Origin of the sequence: Vibrio sp. 10N.222.49.A3 (assembly GCF_041475145.1) — a bacterium.
Lineage (GTDB): Bacteria > Pseudomonadota > Gammaproteobacteria > Enterobacterales > Vibrionaceae > Vibrio > Vibrio tasmaniensis_A.
In genome coordinates this window covers 37,705-57,225 of the sequence record NZ_JBFRVM010000054.1, presented here as the reverse complement: position 1 = coordinate 57,225, position 19,521 = coordinate 37,705, and the positions used below count along the sequence as shown (strand labels likewise).

At 42.7% G+C, this 19,521-nt stretch carries 18 protein-coding genes and 1 pseudogene; 11 read left to right on the top strand and 8 right to left on the bottom strand.

All coding sequences use genetic code 11. From position 1 onward, the window contains the following. Positions 1 to 81: 81 nt before the first annotated feature. Positions 82 to 489, bottom strand: a complete 408-nt coding sequence (locus AB4589_RS11105) for a hypothetical protein (RefSeq protein WP_026012354.1) — start codon at positions 487 to 489, stop codon at positions 82 to 84. A gap of 241 nt (positions 490 to 730) precedes the next feature. Here AB4589_RS11105 and AB4589_RS11100 point away from each other — a divergent pair, with 241 nt between their 5' ends. The 3 genes from AB4589_RS11100 (at position 731) to AB4589_RS11090 (ending at position 2,725) form a co-directional block, all read left to right on the top strand. Further along, a complete protein-coding gene (locus tag AB4589_RS11100) occupies positions 731 to 1,432 on the top strand; it encodes a flavin reductase family protein (RefSeq protein WP_371708400.1) in 702 nt (233 codons plus the stop codon). Between the two features lie 85 nt (positions 1,433 to 1,517). Further along, positions 1,518 to 2,309: a CLCA_X family protein gene (locus AB4589_RS11095; protein ID WP_372067194.1), complete on the top strand. Its 792-nt coding sequence runs from the start codon at positions 1,518 to 1,520 to the stop codon at positions 2,307 to 2,309. A gap of 92 nt (positions 2,310 to 2,401) precedes the next feature. Then, positions 2,402 to 2,725: a DUF4144 domain-containing protein gene (locus AB4589_RS11090; RefSeq protein WP_372100438.1), complete on the top strand. Its 324-nt coding sequence runs from the start codon at positions 2,402 to 2,404 to the stop codon at positions 2,723 to 2,725. Positions 2,726 to 2,835: 110 nt separating this feature from the next. Here the strand turns inward: AB4589_RS11090 and AB4589_RS11085 are convergent, their stop codons facing one another. After that, positions 2,836 to 4,164, bottom strand: coding sequence for an anaerobic C4-dicarboxylate transporter (locus tag AB4589_RS11085; RefSeq protein WP_371710580.1), 1,329 nt, complete (start codon positions 4,162 to 4,164; stop codon positions 2,836 to 2,838). A 410-nt stretch (positions 4,165 to 4,574) separates the two neighbouring features. Between AB4589_RS11085 and AB4589_RS11080 the strand changes: the two genes are divergently transcribed. The 6 genes and pseudogenes from AB4589_RS11080 to AB4589_RS11055 all read left to right on the top strand — a co-directional run bounded on the left by AB4589_RS11080 (position 4,575) and on the right by AB4589_RS11055 (position 9,769). Beyond that, on the top strand, positions 4,575 to 5,234 hold the full coding sequence (locus AB4589_RS11080; protein ID WP_012601146.1) for an HAD family phosphatase: 660 nt from the start codon (positions 4,575 to 4,577) through the stop codon (positions 5,232 to 5,234). Between the two features lie 210 nt (positions 5,235 to 5,444). After that, positions 5,445 to 6,071 (top strand): HD domain-containing protein, encoded by a 627-nt coding sequence (locus AB4589_RS11075; RefSeq protein ID WP_372100435.1) that lies wholly within the window; start codon positions 5,445 to 5,447, stop codon positions 6,069 to 6,071. Positions 6,072 to 6,114: 43 nt separating this feature from the next. Then, a pseudogene (locus AB4589_RS11070) lies at positions 6,115 to 6,630 on the top strand (GNAT family N-acetyltransferase). Between the two features lie 155 nt (positions 6,631 to 6,785). Further along, on the top strand, positions 6,786 to 7,472 hold the full coding sequence (locus AB4589_RS11065; RefSeq protein ID WP_102249922.1) for a DNA-3-methyladenine glycosylase I: 687 nt from the start codon (positions 6,786 to 6,788) through the stop codon (positions 7,470 to 7,472). A gap of 258 nt (positions 7,473 to 7,730) precedes the next feature. Further along, entirely contained in the window at positions 7,731 to 8,612 is an 882-nt protein-coding gene (locus AB4589_RS11060) for an AEC family transporter (RefSeq protein WP_009846185.1), read from the top strand. A 629-nt stretch (positions 8,613 to 9,241) separates the two neighbouring features. Then, positions 9,242 to 9,769: a hypothetical protein gene (locus tag AB4589_RS11055; RefSeq protein ID WP_232281801.1), complete on the top strand. Its 528-nt coding sequence runs from the start codon at positions 9,242 to 9,244 to the stop codon at positions 9,767 to 9,769. 199 nt (positions 9,770 to 9,968) lie between these two features. On the opposite strand, the gene AB4589_RS11050 is transcribed toward AB4589_RS11055, so the two are convergent. The 3 genes from AB4589_RS11050 to AB4589_RS11040 form a co-directional block, all read right to left on the bottom strand. Further along, positions 9,969 to 10,487: a hypothetical protein gene (locus AB4589_RS11050; protein WP_029224076.1), complete on the bottom strand. Its 519-nt coding sequence runs from the start codon at positions 10,485 to 10,487 to the stop codon at positions 9,969 to 9,971. A 353-nt stretch (positions 10,488 to 10,840) separates the two neighbouring features. Then, on the bottom strand, positions 10,841 to 11,242 hold the full coding sequence (locus tag AB4589_RS11045) for a hypothetical protein (RefSeq protein ID WP_083994638.1): 402 nt from the start codon (positions 11,240 to 11,242) through the stop codon (positions 10,841 to 10,843). Positions 11,243 to 11,270: 28 nt separating this feature from the next. Then, a complete protein-coding gene (locus AB4589_RS11040; RefSeq protein ID WP_065680207.1) occupies positions 11,271 to 11,753 on the bottom strand; it encodes a MarR family winged helix-turn-helix transcriptional regulator in 483 nt (160 codons plus the stop codon). Between the two features lie 125 nt (positions 11,754 to 11,878). Here AB4589_RS11040 and AB4589_RS11035 point away from each other — a divergent pair, with 125 nt between their 5' ends. Together AB4589_RS11035 and AB4589_RS11030 are read left to right on the top strand one after the other, a co-directional pair. Then, the gene (locus AB4589_RS11035; RefSeq protein WP_371710727.1) at positions 11,879 to 12,769 is read left to right on the top strand and encodes a DMT family transporter; all 891 of its coding nucleotides are present in this window, start codon (positions 11,879 to 11,881) and stop codon (positions 12,767 to 12,769) included. A 349-nt stretch (positions 12,770 to 13,118) separates the two neighbouring features. Continuing rightward, on the top strand, positions 13,119 to 14,033 hold the full coding sequence (locus AB4589_RS11030; protein WP_371708710.1) for a DMT family transporter: 915 nt from the start codon (positions 13,119 to 13,121) through the stop codon (positions 14,031 to 14,033). Positions 14,034 to 14,132: 99 nt separating this feature from the next. On the opposite strand, the gene AB4589_RS11025 is transcribed toward AB4589_RS11030, so the two are convergent. From AB4589_RS11025 to AB4589_RS11015, 3 genes are all read right to left on the bottom strand, one after another. After that, positions 14,133 to 15,314 carry an MFS transporter gene (locus AB4589_RS11025; RefSeq protein ID WP_372100432.1) on the bottom strand — a complete coding sequence of 394 codons (1,182 nt, stop codon included), beginning with the start codon at positions 15,312 to 15,314 and terminating at the stop codon, positions 14,133 to 14,135. Positions 15,315 to 15,709: 395 nt separating this feature from the next. After that, on the bottom strand, positions 15,710 to 16,318 hold the full coding sequence (locus AB4589_RS11020; RefSeq protein WP_102344501.1) for a hypothetical protein: 609 nt from the start codon (positions 16,316 to 16,318) through the stop codon (positions 15,710 to 15,712). Positions 16,319 to 17,332: 1,014 nt separating this feature from the next. After that, positions 17,333 to 19,345 (bottom strand): hypothetical protein, encoded by a 2,013-nt coding sequence (locus AB4589_RS11015; RefSeq protein ID WP_372100430.1) that lies wholly within the window; start codon positions 19,343 to 19,345, stop codon positions 17,333 to 17,335. Between the last annotated feature and the right edge of the window lie 176 nt (positions 19,346 to 19,521).

Sequence of the window (19,521 nt, the reverse complement as noted above, 5' to 3'; positions counted from 1 at the left end):
TTATTGGTAGGATTTTAAATGAATACATAAGCAAGTGAATCTTGTCGGATCTTCAGTTAAACCATATACGTCATCACGAAATCACTTCTTATTATTCTGCTCAACCAACTTTTCATTCCACGCTTCGTTGCCGTCTCGCTTACTGACATCATACTCAGAGCAGAACTGCGATATGGTCATGTTGTTATCGCCAGTTGCTAACTTTAATGCCAATTGAACTTGTTGAAGTTTGCTTTGCAGACGAAGGTTTTGACCTGCCTTTGGGCTTTTTTCTTTAGCAAACTTTAAAGCAGCATGTTTACGTTCGGCAGCTCCCGCTCGGCGATCCGCTTCTGATAATAGATATTTTAGCTGCGCGACACTCTTGCCCTTCTTAAAGGCAGGCTCAAGCAACTCAACGCATTCATCAAATGATGGATTTATAACATATGGATCAATTCTATGCGCTTGTTGGCGCATCCACTCTAGCGCGAGCTTTTCATCTGACATAATTACATCTTTACCAAAGAAATAGCCGTACATGGTATCGCTCAATAGCAAACCGCTGCAACAACAAATTAAGCTACAGTGTCACATTTAATTTCAAGAAAATTGCAATTTTCTAAAAGAATCCTCCTTTCACAACCACTTATTCAAACTGGATGATCGGAATAAAGCGATGCTGCGTAGATATGTTTTAGTTTGGTTAGTAAACAAGTCGTCGAAAACAAAAGTGAGAAGAAGAGAAGATATGAAGGCAATGACCCTTTCAAGACAAGATATCAAAGCAATGGACCAGCGTGAGCGCGCTCGTTTAATTAACTCCTTATCGGGGTTTAAAAGCGCAAACCTTATTGGCACCTGTGACAAGCAAGGGCTAGAAAATCTTGCAGTAGTGAGCTCCGTGGTTCATTTGGGGTCGAATCCACCTTTACTTGGCTTCATCATCCGGACTGCGGAAAGTCGCCGTCATACACTAGAAAATATCCTAGAAACTCAACACTTCACTATCAATAGTATCGGGGCGGGCTTTGTTCAAAAAGCTCATCAAACTTCCGCTCGTTATCCTAAATCAGTCTCAGAATTTAACGCGGTCGGTCTCACGCCCTATTACGATGATGTGTTCCCTGCTCCGTTTGTTTTGGAAAGCCCTCTGAAAATAGGCTTAGCCTTCAAAGAGCAGATAACAATTGAAAGTAACCAAACTCAAATGTTGATTGGTGAAATTGTTACAATTCACGCGCCAAAACGTGCTGTGATGCCGGACGGCTACCTAGATTTAGAAGCGTTAGATTTAGTCACAATTTCAGGGCTAGACAGTTATCATGTCACGCAGAGGTTACATCGTTTAAGCTATGCAAAACCAAATAGGGCACTATTTCCACTGACCCACGAAGGCAACCCAACCTCATGGGAGGCTTTCGAACACAATCTCACTCATTTTGTTCGGTAATTTACTGACAAAGGTGCTAACTTTCCCAACTTAACCCTGTGCACCACACAACAGCGCTAAACTACATCTATTTCCAAGGACCCTTTTGAAGTTAACCCACTTTAAATACAAAACGCGCAAAGGCCCAGACTACCGACATGGCGATCAGGTGTCATTCATGGACATCAAACAGACCTTCGGTATGGGCAGCATTCGTGTGGGCGCTTGGGTAACGAAAGAAGAGAAAGAGCTCGCTGCAAATCTGATATTCGACTCGTTAGCAGACTTGGCTTACATCTTGGCTTTGCCACCAGAAGCAATTGGCCTTCGCGGGACATTAGGCTTAGCGTTCGGCAGTGGTGGAAGAAAGGGTGTACAAGCACACTACGCACCAAATCAAAGAGAACTCGCTCTAGCTAAGAACGCAGGTGCCGGTGCGTTAGCGCATGAGTTCTGGCATGCATTTGACCACTATATCGCAGAGAAAGCATTTGAGATTGGCGATACCTCTGGCCCTCGCAAGCAAATCTTGTTCGCCAGTGACTGTTGGTTACACGATAGAAAGGTACGACCTCATCCATTAAACGAAAGTTTGATGTCTGTGTTCGATTCCACACTACTCAGCGACAATAACCTAGACAAACACGATTACGTGGCACGAAGTGTTATTGCAGACCAGGCAACGTCGGCTCGTTACTTCTCATTGCCCACAGAGATGATGGCCCGCGCGTTTGAATCTGCGATTGAATCCTGCTCAGATATAGAAAACTCGTATCTCGTCGACGGCACAACCAAGCCAGACATGTTCCCTCTCTATCCAGATCTCACACATCGAATGGAAATCTACAATGCGATGCAAGGCTATTTTGCACCATTAGGGCGATCTTTAAGTAAGTAACGTTTGGGTCAGATAGGACAATAGATGACCCAATCTTCAAAACTGTTTATAGTCCAGACATACATTTCAACATCCATGATTGAGAGGCAGTAATGATCAGTTGGCCATCTTTGGTAAAACTCGACGGGGACGATGAGCTTATTTACGTCGCATCCGAACACGAATTTCAAGCCGAATGCTCATATATGATCTTGGGCGAAGATGATTACCTCATTGATTCAGAGGGCGACAGCTATTCGCTGCAATCGGGCTCAAACCAACTCTCTCTAGCGAAACGAGCAGACCAGTATTCAGTTGAAAGCGTAACCAAACTGATTCGAAATCACGAGTTCCAGAAAGCAGAAGTGTGCCTGATGAAGATCCACTTCCTAACGATAGAAGAAGCGATTCAGTCGTTGGCTTTTGAGCCTCGTTAATATTGGTTATTAATTCGAAACCTAGGTTCGAATTAATACGTCCAAACAGAACAAATAGAAACAGCGCCAATTGAGGCGCTGTTTTTGTTTGTTATCTCGCTATCGCTTAATTAAGCGATAAAAATCTGTGCGAGTGCGTAGCCTAAGCAACATGCGCCGACGACACCGATTAAACCAACCGACATGAATGAGTGGTTGAAATACCACTTACCAATCTTAGTGGTGCCAGACACATCAAAGTTCACCGTTGCGATATCTGATGGGTAGTTCGGGATGAAGAAGTAGCCGTAAACTGCTGGCATTAAGCCGATAAGCAATGCTGGGTCTAACCCTAAGCCAAGGCCAACCGGTAGCATCATACGTGCAGTAGCGGCTTGAGAGTTCACCACAACTGATACGATGAATAGCGCTAGCGCAAACGTCCATGGGTAGTTAGTCACCATTTCCACGATGCCCGACTTGAACTGAGGCATTGCGTATTGGAAATAGGTATCCGACATCCAAGCGATACCGAAGATAGCAATCGCTGCCACCATACCCGATTTGAATACCACGCCGTTTGGCACGTCACGCGGGTCAGTTTTGGTCGCTAACAAAATGATACCGCCGAAACAGAGCATCATCATTTGGATGATCACCGACATCTTAATTGGCTTATCGCCGTCTACGATGGTTCTGATCTCAGGCACCATCGCCACGATAACAATCACGACAATCGACAATAAGAAAATCAATACCGCATTACGCGCCGAAGTTGGCAGCACTTCATCCAAAGACGTCGCAGTGGTGCTTTCGATGCGCTTTTTCCACTCAGGATCTTTTAGACGCGCTTGGTATTCAGGATCGTCGTTCAGTTCTTTACCACGTTTCAAGCTATACAGAGAAAGTAAAAGTGTGCCGAACAGCGTTGCAGGAACCGTCACCATCAAAATAGAAAGCAGAGTAATAGAGTGTTGGATATCAGAAAGTTGCGCGAGGTAATAAACCACTGCTGCCGAGATTGGAGATGCAGTAATCGCCAGTTGAGATGCAACAGATGCAGCCGCCATTGGGCGCTCAGGACGAATACCATTCTTCAGTGCAACATCACCGATGATAGGCATGATGGAGTAAACCGCGTGGCCAGTACCTAATAGGAATGTCATCAAGTAAGTCACGAACGGTGCTATCAAGGTGACGCGTTTCGGGTTCTTTCTCAGTACCCTTTCGGCCACTTGCAGCATGTATTTCAAGCCACCAGCCGCTTCAAGAATAGAAGCACAGGTAACAACAGCGAGGATGATCAGCATTACGGTGACAGGTGGAGACGTTGGTGGCATCTTGAAGACAAACACCTCGATAACCAAGCCAATACCAGAAACAACACCTAAGCCAATACCGCCATATCGAGACCCGATATAAAGAACGACTAATAAAAATAGAAACTCAAAATACAACATAAGCAACCCTCTAAAAATGTGGACTAATGATATTTTGTCCCTAAGTTCCGCTATTTACTTATCGCTTGGTCACACTATGATTGCAGACTCTCGCAAATTGTTTTTTCTAAGATTATGGTCACGCTAACTGAACCGTAAGTTTATGAAATGTAATAGGAAGACAGACTCTAAATCTAAATTTGTTATGTACGATAACCATTATTGTGACTGTTAGATCTGTATGGCCTATAAAGTGCCAGATTCATAACTTAACGATATTATTTCATTCATAATCAATCATATACAAAGTCATTCAGAAGCATACTTCCTATCTAACTAAGCATATTCTTACTGAACACTGACTCGCCTATCCCGAGACACTATGTCAAAATACTCGCCCTCACGATGACAACACATAAAGAACCACGGATATGAATTTTCAAGCTGCTATTTTTGATATGGATGGACTGTTACTCGACACCGAGAGACTTTGTATGCAGATTTTTGAAGAAGCATGTCACGCGCAAGATGTTCCGTTCTTGCAAGATGTTTACTTAGGCATCATTGGTTGTAACGCAAAAACCATCGAACAGATTTTTAGAAAGGGCTACGGCGAAGGGTTAGATTACCCGGCGCTGAACACCGAATGGCGCACTCGCTACAATGCGGTTGTTAAGCACCAAGCAATCCCAGTTAAAGATGGTGTTATCGAACTACTTGAATGGCTCAAAGCAAACGACATTCCAATCGCGGTAGCGACCTCCACTCAGCTTGATATCGCGAAAAAGAAGCTTGAACTGGCTGGCCTAGATTCTTACTTCACCTCACTAAGCACAGGCTGTGAAGTCACCAATGGTAAGCCTCACCCAGAGATCTACTTGCTAGCGGCAGAGCGCTTAGGTGTTGCACCTGAAAATTGCCTAGCGTTTGAAGATTCAAACAACGGTATTCGCGCATCTATGGCTGCCAACATGATCAGTTTCCAAATCCCAGATTTGGTAGAACCATGTGACGAAGTGAAAGCGCTTGGTCACACCATCAGCCCTTCCCTACATCATGTGTTAGCGCAGCTTCAACAAGCCGTCGCTTAAGCTCTAATTACCGTTGATAATACTTTTATCTATCTCGTCCTAAAATACGTAGACAAGCCTCTCTATTAAACCGACTCACTGAGTCGGTTTTTTTGTTTATATTCCTTTTATAAAAGATAAAAAATCGCGCAAGAAACTGTTACAGTCGATATGAAACGATACTAATCGATAAGCAAGATTGATAACGTCTACAGATGGAGAAAGGGACGCGTGATTAAAAAATTTGAAAGCCAACTGCTTGATTTTGCTCAGCAAGAGATGACACAGGATGCCGCGCACGACATCAGCCACATCAAGCGAGTAGTCAAAACTGCTGAGGTTTTGTGTACTCAAGAACAGGCTAAGCTTGAGGTCGTTCTTCCTGCCGCTTACCTTCATGATTGCTTCACCTTCCCTAAGAACCACCCAGACAGAGCCCAAAGCTCAAAAATGGCGGCAGACAAGGCTATCTCTTATCTCAAATCTATCGAGTATCCTGCGTCCTACCTCGACGAAATCCATCACGCTATTGTCACTCACAGTTACAGCGCCAACATCACACCAGAAACCTTGGAAGCACAGATTGTTCAAGATGCAGATCGCCTAGATTCTCTCGGTGCGATTGGTATCGCTCGCTGCCTGTACGTAGGTCAAAGCTTTAACGCCGAGCTGTATAACCACGAAGACCCGTTTGCGAAGCAGCGTGACTTGGATGACAAGCATTACAGCGTCGACCATTTCTACGTGAAACTGTTTAAGCTCGCTGAAACCATGAATACAGAATCCGCCAAATTGGAAGCCAACAAGCGCACCGAGTACATGCGTGACTTTCTTGATCAGTTGGGTGCGGAAGTTTAGCGGCTTATAAAAAAAAGACACACGATAAGGAAGAGATAAGAATATGGAAATAAACCGCTTTAAAGCATCCGACGCCGACGAGATCGTCACTTGGTTTGCATCCCAAGAAGACTACGTTCTATGGGGCGGACGAACCTTTGGCTGACCGTTAGAAACAGCCTCCATCATCGAACGATCTCAAGAATCACATGTCGAGCTTTATACCTTTTCTGCATCTAAGTCATACTCTGAACCGAATACCGATTCAAACGCCAATGACTTGCTTGGCTTTATGGAGTTTCAACGCATGTCAGACAATGAACTTCGCTTTTGCCGAGTCGCGATTCACCCAAACCAACGAGGCAAAGGATTAGGGCAATTGATGCTTGAAACGGCCTTAGAGGCGGCGAAAGAAATCCCAAATATCACCACCATCACCTTGGCCGTATTTAAGCAAAACTACGGAGCAAAACGCTGCTACGACAAAGCGGGATTTCAGGTAGTCGACAAAGAGCCGAGCGTGAAAGAGTTCAATGGCAAAACGTGGCCCTTGTATCAGATGGAATTAAAGCTCTGCTAGTTCATTTTAATTGTCAGGTTAATTTTAGTTACCAGGATTGTTTTAATTAACAGACTTATTTAGTTAATCGACTTGTTTTAATTGCCAGATTTGACCCCATATCATTGAGCATTAGCTACATACTCAAGATACACAGATGTAATTTGGAACCTCCAATGACCCAAGAAAAATTCGACACTATTTATCAACGTGCTGCTCACCGCAAAGGCGGAGCGGCCGAACTCGAAAAAATTGTTCGTGCACCCCTTTCCCAAGCCGAGCTATCGCAAATCACAGACGATCGTTGGCTAGCCGCCTTTACTGAAAAAGTATTCCAGTGTGGTATTTCATGGAATGTGGTGAGAAAGAAGTGGCCGCAATTTGAAGAAGTGTTTTTTGAATTCAACATCGAGAAAATGCTGATGCTGCCAAATGAGATGTGGGAACAGAAAGCGCAAGACCCGCGCATTATTCGCCACCTCACTAAAGTGATGACCATCCCTGCTAATGCCACCATGATCCACAATGCCAAGCGTGAAGCCGATTCATTCTCGCAAATGGTTGCCGACTGGCCATCAGAACGTATCACAGATCTGTGGGATTACCTGAAAAAACACGGCAAGCGATTAGGTGGTAATACTGGTGCCTACACTCTGCGTCAAATGGGTAAAGACACTTTCATCTTGTCGTCGGATGTTGAAGCGCACCTACGCAGTACCGATGTGGTAGATAGCGGCCGTAACACCAAGCGAGCACAACTGGCAGCGGGTAAAGCCTTCAACGAATGGCAGCAACAGTCAGGTCGTAGCCTGAGCGAAATCAGCCAGATCGTTGCCTACAGCTGTGGTGATAATCGCGTCTAGTGGTCATCGTAGTTAATTAAAGAACCCGTCCAGATTTATCTAGCCTTTAAAGACCCGTTGCGGATGCCACTGGTCTTTTTTTGTGCTTCATTCAAAGAAATGTAAATTAACCGCTGACAGACAACGATCTTCGGTGACGCCAAGTCATTATGTTGATAGGTTAATGTTTATACATCTCGATTTCAAACATATCTATAGCGCTCTCTAAAACATTCGTTTCTCCGCTAAATGGATGTACTAAACCTAGAAAGGAATTCTATGTTCGAACAGGTCATCAGCATTCTGTTTCCCGTTTTTGCTTTAGCCAGTGCTGGCTTTGCGGTCGGTCGTTGGCTCAAGCCCGATTTCAAACCGATCAATCGCATCAACATGGATGTGTGTATCCCTGCGCTAGTGTTTGCATCGCTGACCACCATGCCTCTCGACACAGAGCAATTGCCACTCATAACCGCTTCTTTGGTCGCAGTGTTAGTGCCTGCATTGTTGATGATTCCGATCTGTAAGATCTTTAAGCTCAATTTTAAAGCTTGGGCTCCGCCACACATGTTCCGTAATAGTGGCAACCTAGCCATTCCCCTATTCACCTATACCTTTGGCGAGAGCGCACTAGCCCCTGCGGTATTACTATTTGTGGTATCGGCATGTGTCCATATTAGTGTTGGCTTAGCGCTATTGAGCGACGGTAATCCGATCAAACAGATCCTCAAGATGCCAATTTTCTTAGCGGCTGCGCTAGCGATGACGCTCAACCTGTCTGGAATTACCGTGTGGAATCCAATCTACGAAGCCACATCACTGCTTGGGCAAGCTGCTGTTCCTATCATGCTATTATCGTTAGGTTCGCAAATGGTCAACTTGAGACTGAGCGGATTAAAGGTCGGCTTGTTGTGTACGGCTCAATCCCTGTTTACAGGGGCGATCGCTTTTACCATCATCTACTTCTTTATCCCACTGCCGACGCTGCACTTACAAATGATGGTACTGTTCACCATGCTGCCACCCGCTGTGATGAACTACCTGTTTGCAGAGAGGTTCAATGTCGAGCCCCCTAAGGTCGCGTCCATGGTGTTGTTTGGTAACTTCCTAAGTGTGGTTACCCTACCAATCTTGTTGTCGTTCGCACTGTCTATATCGAGTTGAATCTCGATCTAAGGGAAGGTTTGTCACTAGGGCGTGTTGAACTTTCGAGCTGATTTTTGCAGCGAGTTGCTGGGTATTTATACAAGGCAGAGGCTCCGATGTGTAGCTAGCCTACATGAGAAGCCGATAACACAGTAGAAATGACCAGCAAGCGCTGCCCGAAGGGTTCGGGCTGGGCGCCCCCGCAAAAAGCGCTTTACTCTTTATTGAGGAAGATTTGCTTAGAATGACTAGGCGACTTCCCCCTCGCCGCGATTAAAACGCTTTTATCTCGAACGAAATTTAACCACGAAAGGTCAACACGCCCTAATTACAGTTATAAAAATGGGCAGATAAACTGCCCATTTTTGTGTTCAGAAAGTTAGGATTAACTATTTCCATAATTGAACCAGAACTTAGAGCTATACAAAAAAAATTAAAATCGTTGTTGGTTATTGCAGTTATGTTTAATATACAATCATCAAGCAAAGGAATGGGTTATCGCCCCCCTATACAGCACAATCAAGATGGACAACAAGAACACACATTTTCTTTGACTTAACTTTCGAAGAACTTCATCGCTTTGGCGTGACAATAAATAAAGCATGACCAAGCGCTTTACTCCACTATTACTATCTTTTGTAAGTCATATGAAAATTAAAAATGTAATACCTCTACTGCTATGCCTCTTCTCTCATCAAGCTATATCTGCGGCAAATTTCACAACGGACTTTGTAGAACTTGGGATGCAAGCAAAGCCTATGGGGTTAAGCGTGGATGGTGGACGCGACATCAACGATAGCTTGGCGATTTTGGGCGGCCTTAGTACCAACACAGCCGAAGATGAAAGCAACTTTGATGCGTACATCGGCCCTCAAGTTTATGGTCCAATAACTCAAGGGATCGACTTAAATACGCAGCTGCTACTCCATTTCAACAAAAACTCATACGCAGCTGGAGAAACGAAAGCTTATGTCGAATTTAATGCGGGTATTCGAGCGTGGATCACTCAGAGAGTAGAAGCCCATGTGCTTGCGGGTTCTAACGGAGAGCACTCAATCTTTACGTTTGGAGCCAGGTTCCATGCCACAGATAAAGCCGTGTTTGCAGTTGCTTCCAAAAACAACGGTCTTTACGGCCCTCAATTACAACTTTCGGTTAGATATCAATTTAAGTAGCCACCTTTATAAACAACTTTCCGCTACTGTTGGATCTAACATAAAAATAGCGTCAGTAATTCAATACTGACGCTATTTTTTTATCTCTAATTCAGACACATCCTATTAGTTATACGCTTACCTAAAGTTATACGCTTGCCTAGCTATTGAGTTACCCATTGATATAGCGATGAACCGTGAACTACAAACATTCAGTGAACTATGAGCATTTATCCAACTTGAGCTCGGCTGTCACCTTAGTAAGACGTAATGCAATCGCGAAACACACTAAGTAAGGACTCACATACCAAAAGATACTTTCTAGCGGCTGCTTCACCTGAGCTTCTCTGGTTTTTATATATTGGTTTTTCTGCTTTTCATACTGACTCAGCATACCATCCACCCACACCGCATCACTTTCAACTAACGACACGCTAGGCGCAGGAACCGTAAAATCCGATGCATTGGGTAACAAGGTGAAATCGACATCTTTAAACGTAATCGCCGTATTCAAATACCACAAACACGCGTCGTGGTACTGAGCGTAATTATCTAAAGATGGCTGACCTGTACAGGTATCACTTCTCAGCTTATCCAAAGAGAACTGCTGAACAGATTCTAAAATCGCCACCGCTCTGGTTTGTTCGGTTTCAACCCAATCACCCGCCACCTTCGCTCGAATCTCAGACACGGCACCAAGCATTCCGATACCCGCTAAAAACGGCCATAAATAATCCATACGCTTCCATTTTCGCCGACTCAGGTTGAATCCACACCAAATTGGAATATGTAAGAGGAGCGTGAGTCCAAGTGACAGCAGAACGAAGTTCAAGGAGCTAGAGAGCATGAGCTCGCTATCAAAAAAGTTCTTCATAATGAGAAGCTTGCCTGTATAACCAAGAGAAATTTGATACTAGGTTCGATATAAGAAAAGTGTGTAAGAGGAAAGTAAAAACAGCACTAAGAATTGGTGTTAACGCTGTTTATTTGGACATATAACCACCGATGGCAGGGCTTAACCACTCGTTACTCAGAAATGGCTAAGTTGTTCAGTTATTCAGTTGTTCACGATACACAAGATGCTAAAGGCTCTTACGCGCCAGACTTGAGGTAGATACCTACTTCTCTTAGCTGTGCTTTAATGTCTAACATTTGGACGTGCGATAGCACTAATTGGATCAAATTGAATATTGCTCCAGCGAACATCAAACCCGCGACATAACCAGACCATGCTTGGTGATCAACTTGATACAGAGTATTGAACGAAAGAACGAAGAAGATGAGACTGGAAAAACCAATAGCATACTCATTACAGTTGTAGACGTATGAATTCGTTCCGTAATCGTATTTGATTTTTACCTTTCCACCCGCTCTGCCTAGCTTAAGATTAAGAACATTTCCGCTAACCTCATATTCCAATCCATTAATTAATACAACGCGCTCTACTTTCTCAAGCATATCTGTTTTTTCCGTATTATTTTGAATACTGTCCATAGTCGTACCCTACTCCGTCACCTAAAAATTATTCGTAAGCGCTCAACCATGCTTTCAGAAGTTGATTAGCGTTCTTCTTCTGGCTCGCAGACAATGACTTAACCAGTTTTTTCTGCATTTCGACATGTTCAGTCATCATTTGATCGATCAGAATAAGACCATCTTTGGTTAGCTGAACACTCACGCTGCGTCTGTCTTCTTTGCTGTGCTCACGACTGATCAGCCCTTTAGCTTCTAGTTTATCAAGGCGATTGGTCATTGCGCCTGATGTCAGCATCATCGATCCGATCAGTTCTGATGGCGTCAGTTGATAAGGCTTCCCAGAACGTCGCAACGTTGCCAACACATCAAACTCACCAAGTTTCATGTCGTAATTTTTATGAAGCTCGGCAACTTGCGTCTCCATATACTTGGCAATACGCATAATCCGGCCCATCATTGCCATTGGCTCAGTTTCTAATTCAGGCTTTTCCTTTGCCCATTGCTCTACTACGCGGTCGATAGCATCCATTTGCGATCTCGCTCCGTTGTTAGTCTTGTTTACCTCAAACTAGTTTAACATAAAGATACTTTACAACCATATGATCTAGGTATACAGTTCATACAACCAACTATCTTAACGTAAAGATATTTTATATGAATATATTATTAGCAATGATTCCCGCGTTCTTTTGGGGAACAACCTATGCAGTGACGCAATTTACGCTACAGGAATGGCCCCCTTTATTATTGGGTGCTTTGCGTGCGTTGCCTGCTGGTTTGTTATTGCTAGTAGTAAAACCGACACTGCCTCAAAAAGGCGAATGGCAGATCATTTTCACATTGGGTCTTATCAATATTGCGACCTTCTTTAGCTTAATCTTCGTGATGGCGTTGACGTTGCCTTCGGCAATCTCCGGTGTAGGTATGATCTCTGTGCCAGTGTTTGCGATGATCTTCCATTGGGTAGTAAAGAAACAGCGTCCGCAATTGATTCAAGCCTTGTCTGGTGTTGGATTAATCACATTGGCGTGGATATTGTTTAATCCAAGTCAAATCGCATTAAACCCAATAGGTTTAGGCGCCATGTTCGCTGCAATCATGTGTATCGTTATCGGCAGCAGCATTACCAAGTCACTGGGTAGTCGCATGCATTGGTGGAAGGTATTAACGTGGCAACTGATTCTAGGCGGTACGATTTTATCTGTCGCGTCTGGCGTTCATGCGCTCATCGACCCACAGCCTTATGTTAACGCTGTGACTCATTTCGATACTCGTAACGCAATAGGACTTGTTTGGGTGATTGTCCTGAACACAGCCTTGGGTTACGGCATGTATGTGTGGCTACTACAGCGTATGTCAGTGGTGGATTTCACCTTCGGTGGTATCGCTAACCCAGTAGCTGGGATCGTGACGGGTATGGTGTTGATGAGTGAATCATTTACAGCAGTTCAGTACTCGCTAATGACAGGCATGATAGTGATGTCACTGCTACCGCAACTTATCCTTTCGGTAAGACAGTCAAAACAAGTTAAGCCTGTTACATAGTTGAATCTACCGACTGTACTGAGAATAATAACGCGCCTTACATCTTATACAGTGATTTAAAAGGCGCCTTTTGTTGCTACGCTGACAGCAATAAACCAAATAGCCATACTCGCCAAGTTGATCGTTTCTTAAACAACATTAAACCTTACAAAGAATAATGCCTTTCTTCATGCTACCTAATTTGAATTTATTTTCTAAAAAATAGACATATTAGAGATTATCTTTCCATGAGATATTGCAATTAGAGATAAAAAGACAAAATTTTTCTCCGACGACCTCCTTATACTATGCCACATCATTAAGGCGCCACAAGCCGATGATTTAAAATAATTATTAATGAGTAGTCACCATGAATTCGAAGTCGCTAACTATCTTGCTTTTTGTCTCTGTTTGCCTAATTTGGGGAACCACTTGGTTCGCAATGGAAGTGGCATTGCATTCTATCCCACCAATTTTTGCTACTGCATTGCGCTTTTTACTCGCTGCACCTCTGCTTGCGGTATTAGCGAAAGTCTTCAACCAGCCACTGCTGTTTCCTAAAGGCAAGCGTCAATGGTTGCTGATTGTTGCGCTGATGTACTTTGCGATTCCATTTACTTTGATGATCTATGGCGAGCAATACATCTCTTCTGGTCTAGCGTCTATCATCTTCGCTAACATGCCGGTCGCTGTGATGTTGATGTCAGGCCTATTCCTAGGCCTACGATTGGCTAAGCACCAAATATTTGGTTTGGCTACCGCTGTTGTAAGCCTATGTTTGATCCTCGGTAATGAAATGCAGATGGGTGGCGATGACTACCTAGTTGGTACAGTTTGCTTAGGTCTTGCTGTGGCAATACACGCTGTTATGTATGTGTTAGTTCAAAAGCACTGTAAAGGCATCGAAGTACTGACGTACAACGCAGTCCCAAGTCTGATCGCTTCTCTATTCTTATTCGCCGTTTCGGCGATGGGTGAAAACGTGAATGTTGAATCCTTCACTTGGGATTCAATCTCAGCGGTAGTTTACCTCGGCTTTGTGGCGAGTGTTGGCGGCATTGTTGCCTACTTTAAACTCGGACAAGTTTCGACGCCGTTCCAAGCGTCTATCTGCTTCCTAATCTTCCCAGTGGTTGCGCTGCTGATCTCTTGCTACATCAATGGTGAGGTTCTATCTGAACAGTCTCTGCTTATGATGCTCCCTCTACTTTGTGGCATCTTGCTGACCAAGGCACCTAAGGGAATCTTCAAGCTACGTGGTGGATTAAAAACCGTAAGAAGCTAATCCGACTGAAAGTTAATTAGGTATTCCAAATAGCACATACAAAAAAGCTCCAATATCGCTATTGGAGCTTTTTGTCTATCTCATCAGATTGAAACCAACTTAGCGCCAGCTGAACATCCGGACTTCGTTACCCTCTTCAGGCTTCTTAGGAATGTTTAAAGACAGTGCCAAAGAAACCGCAGCCATCACTGCACCAATGTAGAAAACCGTTGCAGGAGACGATAACCAAATCACACCAAATGCGACTGGAATAACAACCGCGGCAATATGGTTAATGGTGAAAGAGACACCAGCGGTTGAGGCCATGTCAGCAGGATCTGCAATTTTCTGGAAGTAGGTTTTGATCGCCAATGCCAACGCAAAGAACAGATGATCGACCACGTAAAGTGCTGCCGCCCACTCAGCGCTTTGCACCAAGCCATAACCAACAAACACACCAATCAAACCCGCATACTCGAAGATAAGCGCCTTACGCTCACCCACGACACCAATAAATTTACCAATGCGTTTTGCGAACAAGAAGTTAAACAGATAGTTGATTAAGAACAGTAGCGTTATGTCAGCAGCCGAGTAACCGAACTTCTCTACCATCAAGAAGCCCGCGAACACGGTAAATATCTGCCTTCTTGCTCCGCTCATAAAGGTAAGAGCGTAGTAGAGCCAGTAACGCTTTCTCAGCACCAATTTCTTATTCTGTTGGGTCTTGGTCTGAAACTCCGGGAAACCAAAGGTCATCACCAAAACCAAAATAAAGCCAATACCGCCAGTGATGCCATACACCCAAGCAAAGTCGAGTTTATATTGCTCTAGCATCATCCAAATCGAGCCATAGGTGATTAACGAGGCTAACGCGCCAACAGAGATCATTTTACCCAGCATCTCTGGCGCTTCTTCTTTACTCAACCATTGCAGTGACAAAGACTGCTTCAGCGTTTCAAAATAGTGAAAACCCGTCGACATCAAAATCGTCGTCAGCAACAAACCTGTAAGTGAAGGGAATAAACCGGTAATCGCCGTGCCTACAGTTAACATCGCCAGCGATATCAACATAAAGCGTTGCTCACGAATGAATGCCAACACAAACACCACAGTAAACGCTAAGAAGCCAGGGATCTCACGAACACTTTGCAACAAGCCAATATCGGCACCATCAAAGTTCGCTTTCTCAATCACGAAGTTATTCAGCAAAGCCATCCAGCTCGAAAACGCAATAGGGACAACAATCGAAATCAGTAATAAGAAGTTTTGCGGCGTTTTCCAATTCGTAACAGGTTCACTCATGAGTAGAATTTCCTTATCATTAATCCAACATCATACTCTCGTTTCATTAGAATCAACAAATGATTAACTCGGTATTTACAAGGTGAGCAACGAAACCTTTGATAGTAAAATTAGAATGTGGCGGTAAACGAGGAGGCTTTAAATGTCGAAAAAAATATGAATTATGAATTATGAATTATGAATTATGAATTACACCATATCGACCTTAATAAGTGATGAGTAGCATTCATTCGGTGTACATAATGCATCCTCATAGCTCTACAATGACTGAAGACTGAATGGGTATTATAGATAAGCAGCAAGAACGAAAAAATCCTCATAGAACAATTCTATGAGGATCTGTATTCTTAACTTACAAAGTAGCAACCCTGAAAGGAATCAGGTTTACTTTTAAATCAAAAGTAGAACTTTAAACCTGTTACCCCAGACCATTGTTCAGATTCTTTATAAGTTTTATAGCTTGCACCTAACTCAATCGCAAAAAAATCAGTAAAGTTTATCTCGCCCATTAGCGAGTATTTATTCATCGTATTTTTATCAACGTAAGAGTAACGATAGCTAGGAGTAAAAGTCAGAAAGCTAATTGGGGTATATTTGAAACCAACATGCGCAGAAGGAGCATATTCACTAAACTCAAGTTTGCGTCGCTCTGCATCGATACGATTTACGCCAACAGATAAAAAAGGCACGACTCCATTGACATAGTTACCGTTAAACCCTAATCCAGCATAATGATCTCTAAACTGAGTTTTCCCGGTGCTCATCCCAGAGAATTCAGTTTCCACGAATACATTGTTAGTCAATGAGAAAGATAATGAAGCATATGCGCCCACAAGGTCTTGTTCTTCTTTTTCTGAAAACTTGGATCCTAAATATTGGTCCAAACCTTCATTTTGCCCACCTTGAAGACCAAAACTGAAACTATTAAAGTAATTCTGCTCAGCATGCGCGAAACTAGAAAACATGATAGGTAACGCAATGATTATTTTACTTATTTTTTTCATTATACATCCAGATATACATTTTATAAATCAAGGCTAAGGTACAACTTAGTTAGAGTGTATTCAATGATATTTTGTATGTATTTACATTAAATCTCATTAATAACTCATCACAATTTGAAATATACCCTAACAACACGTTAATTCTGTTAATAACCACTCATGACTAGACTTAATTCTATTTATTCAAGAAAGTTAACAGACACTGGTAAGATGTGCGACCAGTAAATATTAGATAGAATCCAACTGAATATAAAATTCATTAAATTCACTTTCATTAAATTATATATTTAATGAAGAAATCAAAGAATCCACCTACAACGTTGAACTATCAATGGTGAGAGAACCACTTATTAACATCAAATTGAATGACGTAAGAAGTACTATTTTCGATATTTATTTTAAGTCACAGTTTCATTTAATCGATAATGAATAGTACAATAAAAAATTCAACGCCAACAAAATCCAAGGTTTTAGCCATGCTCACTCGAATATCGGTCATTACTACTAGCTGTATTTTCATGTTATGGATAAATACAGCCTATGCTGATAATGAAAAATACCTCCCCCTAGATAGAAGTTGTTCTAGTATCGTTTGTAAGCATTCTATAGAAAATACTAGCTTCCAGTACGATAAAGAGGAAAACCTCGTATTCTCTTCGGACAAAACTTCTAACATGGATAAGATATCATCATCTTTATACGTCATTTTGGAGAATAAAGAGGACAAAAATAATAATGATATAGACACCATATTGGATGTAGTAGAACTTTGGGAGGAGTAAAGATCAGGAGGAAATTTCACACAACAACTTACCTTGAATTCCGATAAGGTAAATAGGTTCAAAGAACACCAAAAAAGGCAATATCTAAAACAGAAAAGCGCAATACAACACTTAAGTAATACCACGCTTTTAATTTCAGATAGAACTAGTAGCAAGGAAAAAAGTCAACCAAACACATAAGTTGACTTCCAAGCTCAACAAAAAATGTTCCCCTTCCATTGAACTATTAGGCTTACAGCGCCTTATAAAAAGTTAGCCATTCACCTCGTTCTAAGCCACTGACGTGCACACCAGAGATGCCACTTGAAGTTGTCGCATTGGTCGGAGAAAACGAGAGGTTTACGTTTTTGAATTGATCGGAGATTTCACTTTCCGTGCCCGTTTGAGAAAGAATGTAACCCAAGTTGGTTGAACTCCAATTTGAATTGCCGCTGTCTTCCCACTTTTTGAGGAGTTCTTTGGTCACCAGTTGGCTGCCAACTTTTAGAGCCGGGCCGCTGATATTTCGGAACTGATAATAGTCCGCACCCGAAGAAGTTAACGCAATCACCTTATCTTCTAACACATACAAAGACTTGATAGCATTGTTACTCAGAGACTCTGTTACAAGTAAGGTTCTCGTCATGTTATCAACGATATAAAGAGAACTTGCTGTGGTAATCGCACTGGTTTTTCCGTCTCGCGATGTCGCTATCTTGCTAATAGCAGAATCAACGGTCAGCTCCCCAAGTACAGTTTGTTGTATCGAGTTAGACACCCACTCAACCTTATTACTATCCAGCCCCAACAATATCTGTTGATTCACGACAATATTGGCTGTTTTAAGGTTTAACTTATCAATCGTCATCTTAGTGGATAGGTTAGCCGTATCGATAACTTCTGCCGCTAAGCTGCTGTTTGAAAGGTAATTCTTATAGACAACCAATGCTTCACTTTCATCATAAGATGGCATGACTTGCGAAGAGGTAGCTTTCAAGGCGTGACTCCAGCTTTTCATTACTAGCTTATTAGCACTTAGCAATTTGAGTTCTTGCTGTGAGTATATCGAGCTTCCGGTATTTTTAATCGCCAGTAACGAGCCACTTTGTAACAGAGGAACCACTGCTGCGAAGTTATCATTGATGCACGACTCACTCGATTTAGGCGGCACGGCTGGATTAGGTTTTGGAATGGGTGGAAGCGTACCGCCACTACGACTGCTGTATGTATCAATCGCAAAAGCCTTCACGCCAACATTGTTATTATTCGAACCATTGAGGCTTGTGAGGAAAACACCATTAGCGCCTTGGCTATTACAAATATCACTCGATGTGGGTGAGACGTAAGCGGTCGGTTTGTAAACCTTGTATGCCTGAACACCATTTAACGCAGGAACTAACTGAATGATTTCACTCGAATCTACCGGTATTTCTCCGCCTCCAGTGCCACCTCCGTGATCGTCATCATCGTCATCATCGTCATCATCGTCATCATCGTCATGGTCGTCATAATCATCGTCGTCGTGCGAACGGATACTAACCAGACCAGAAACCGCTTGAGATGCAGGGTCACCATTGATTGTCACCGGCTTATTGCGTGAAGAGCTATCAATTTGCATAACCACATCATTAGCCGTTAAAAACACAATCTGACTGCTCGCTGGATTCAGAGCTATCGACTTCGCACCAGACAATTGCGGTACCGATTGTGAACCGCGAACAACCAAAGAGTCTTCAATTTGTAGATGCCGAGAAACCGTACCAGCAACGTCAATATTAGATAAGTCCAAAGTTTTATGTTCTATCATCAAATCAAGAGCATGCGCAATATTGGTATAAGAAGACTGCTTACCGTCACTTTGCGCCTTTTTCAGTGATTTTAACAACAGATTTGATAGTTCTTTAGACCCATGAGTTGAGTCCAGCACACTAAAATTGATGCCAACATGATCGCCTAACTTACTTTGAAGCGATGCCTTTGCTTGCTCTACATCGTTACTTACCGTTGGGTTAAACATCATCTCGCTATGAATCAAACTAGTGAAAGGCGTCACCACTTTCATACCAGGAGAAGCAGTCAAAATTGCACCATCATATTGCCTTTGCTGTGCGTACCCAGAAACATCAGCAATCTGTTTCTCTTGATCACTGCATACGCCATTCAGATCTGCATCAGCGCATACTAATGAATCTAGAAATGCATAGCCTGAAGCCGTAGACCCAACTGGGTTTTTGCTATCAGAACTACCTCCACATCCAGAGACCATTAAGACACTAGATATTGCTAGTGACAATTTGCATATTAAGAATTTATTGTGCATTTTTTCGACCGATTCACCTAGTTCATGATTTTATTGATAGTATTTTATTTTGCTATTAAATCACTTAACGAAATAAAAGATCAAATGATATTGATAATTACTATCATTTAAATTAATATCCT